Genomic DNA, 3,080 nt, shown 5'->3' with positions numbered 1-3,080 from the left:
TCGACTAGTAAATTTACGCCCAACCCCAATCCAAAGCCGATGTGAACGAATGCGGCGAGAATTCGATCGAGTCGTTTGACGAGGGGAAACATTACGCCCACAGCCACTATTAGCAAGATCGATCGCCATTCGGTACGATCGGCTGCTAGTAATAATCCGCCACCCAATCCGGCGATCGCATACCAAGCAGCGGGAATTTGGTTGGCAAGTTGCCAAGGTTGTAAGGGTGGCTTTTTAATGGCGATGTAGGTAAACGCGATCGGGATAATCGACCACCATAACGGCCAGATCGCCCGTGCGGTGGGGAAGGTAGCTAATAGCAGAAAGCACGATCCGGTCGCGATCGTGCTTCCTAAGCCGATCTTCCAGCTACTGCGTTGCCAAGCATCCGTTCTCTGGCGCACGGGTTGAGCAGAAATCCATAATTCGGCGACAGTAATGACGCTCAGGGCGATCGTAAGTACGGCTAAATCGAGAATTTGCTCGTTATTACCCACAAAATTACGGGCAATAGATCTACACCAATCCCACCGATAGGCGAGGGCGGCAAAAATCGTCGCCAAGCCACTCAGGTGGGTGAGATAGACATAGCTGGTTCTGACTGGCTGATAGCGGAGTGTCAGATGTGCCAAAATTGCGGTCGATGCTAGTAAATCGACGAGTAAACTCAAGGGTGTGGCGAGATTAATTATCGGTAAAATCGCCCCAGTCGCCAAAATCAGCGATTCACCCCGCCGCGTCAGGGCAAACCATTCTCGTTTCCAGAACCAATCGGTAAGCCATACCCAGAGTAGTAAGTAGGGAAAAATTAGCAGCGAACCAGCGAATAGATAATTTTGTCCGAATAGTAACAATAAAAACGGTAAAACCTTCGCAAAAATCGCCCCAGTTGCCAGGGGTGCCCACAGTAAGTTACTAATTAAATATGTTTGCAGTCCGACAAAAAATAGAGCGGTGACTTCGCGCTGTTGTTGGTAAGCTCTCAGACGTTGCCAGAGCCACAATAAAGCCAGACTACTAACAGCAAAGGCTTGCCACGAGCTGTTTTTGGGGATACTCAATAAGTCGCCGATTGCCAGTAACCAGCCAAATACCAGCAAACTAGCTCCAATTCGTTGATAGAGCCTCGCGATGGAGGTTAATGTCACCCGATAACTCGCCAGCCGAGTGGATTCGCCATAAACCTGACTAAACCGATCCAGATGCGCCAGCCTGTGCGCCTTTTGTAGCCCCCATTGAGTAAATAACCACCCAATAATCCCGATCGCCAAACCAAAGCTATAAATCGGTAAATGTTCTACCAGTAAACCGCGTAACAGCAGTATTCCCAGCCCATAAATAGCTAGAGAGCCACCCTCAATCTGGCGCATTCTTTGTAATAATATTGCCACCCCGATCGCCCCAATATAAATCGCGATCGACGACCAATAAGGAATTTGCCAGCCTAATTGCAGACCACTCAGCACCAGATAAGCCGCTAGCAGCCAGCCAGAGTGCTGTAAATTAGTTTTTCCGCGCCCCTGACGGTATTTAAGATAAACGATGCCTCCCAGACCGATTCCGGCGAGGATGGCGGTGACTAATTCTAGCGGTTGCTGCCAAAGTTGGAACGAATCGATCGCCCAAAAATTGACCGGAATTAACAGTAGAGTCACGATTTGGAGCGTATTCGCCGTCAGTTTCAGCCCCTCTTGTCGCCGCGCCCAACCTCCCACCACCCAAAACCCGCTCGTATACAGCCACAACAAGCCATACTGTCCCCATGCGGGAAATAACGACCATTGCGTCGCCGCCAATACTCCCGACGACAGCACCACTAAAAATACGCCCAAAAATAACAGCCAGCGCACGCTCAATTCATCTTTGAGGTTTTGCCACATCTGCTGCGCGCGCGGTGGAGTGCGCGGGGGTGCGGGTGGAGTGTAAATTTCGGGCACAATCGCCGGAACGATTGTGGGTAACGATTCTAGCTGAATCTGTTCGCTCAGACACTCACGGGCGAGTTTGAGAATTTGCGATCGATCGAGCATTCCCGATCGCACCATCCGATCTAGAGTAGCTAATAATTCGGGGTCGTTAGGGTCGATCTGCAACTCCAACCACATCGACTTGACTGATGATCGCGGCATAATTTTTGACGGGGGACTGCTGGTTACTTACTATCCTCCCTTAGTATTACCATTCGCTCTCTACAGCTTGTGACAGTTTCTCGATCGATCTAATCTAGGTGTTAGGTGTTAGGTTTTAGGTTTTAGGTGTTAGGTTTTAGGTGATTTCTGGTCATAATTCTCCCCTAATAGCATCTGAACTACGATTAAAATGATTGCCTGATGGACTTTGATGGATTTTGATGGACTACTATCCGATAATCTTAGTCTATCTATTAATCACATAAATCATAGTTCAGATGCTATATTTTTTATCAAGGGCAGTAAGCTGTTAAAGTTCAACTAATTGGTAATACTTGCATCGCTGTTTTAATCAGATCGAAATAATAAGTCTTAGTAATATCGATCGTTTGAATTGGTGCGACACTACTGACTAATTCCCCTACCTTCTGACCCTTATTTACTACCAAAGCCTGACCCTGAGCATTGACGATCGTCAGACGTTCTTTATCGTCAGACATACTGCAATCATAATCGCGCTCTTGATAATTAAACTTATAAGTCTGTGCAGCTACTGGTAACCGAACGCTAATTACTTCGAGTTCGATATTTCTTGAATCTTTCCAGTTATTTTCTTTAAGCTTATAAGCAACGTCTAAATATTTTGGTAATGGAAAATAATCGCCAAATCGCCACGCGATCGCTTTAATACCTTGAGGAAATTCTGGCGTATCGACGATAAATTTCAGGTGTCCTTTACCGACAATTTTTTGTTCGACAACCCGAACATTTGCCGTCCAGAATACCGGATCGGGATTCTCCATTCCACAAGGATGAATCGCATCGATTTGTTCGTACAACGACATGTTAATCGCCGCTAAATCTGCCTCGGCATCGATTCTGACTAAATGTTTGAGATGTTCGACTTCTAGGCACTTATGGGCGAATTCGCTCAAAGTCTGTTGAAATTTC

Annotated in this window: 2 pseudogenes; both read right to left on the bottom strand. The window is 46.9% G+C overall.

Annotated features, from left to right (window positions below):
• Positions 1 to 2,129 (bottom strand): annotated as a pseudogene (locus tag Q0R35_RS13575) (hypothetical protein); the annotation flags it as partial.
• Positions 2,130 to 2,446: 317 nt separating this feature from the next.
• A pseudogene (locus tag Q0R35_RS13570) lies at positions 2,447 to 3,080 on the bottom strand (single-stranded-DNA-specific exonuclease RecJ); the annotation flags it as partial.

The sequence above is a fragment of the Chamaesiphon sp. GL140_3_metabinner_50 genome (assembly GCF_025361915.1).
Taxonomy (GTDB): Bacteria; Cyanobacteriota; Cyanobacteriia; order Cyanobacteriales; family Chamaesiphonaceae; genus Chamaesiphon.
Note: the sequence above shows the minus strand (reverse complement) of the source record. Positions and strands in the feature narration are given on the sequence as shown.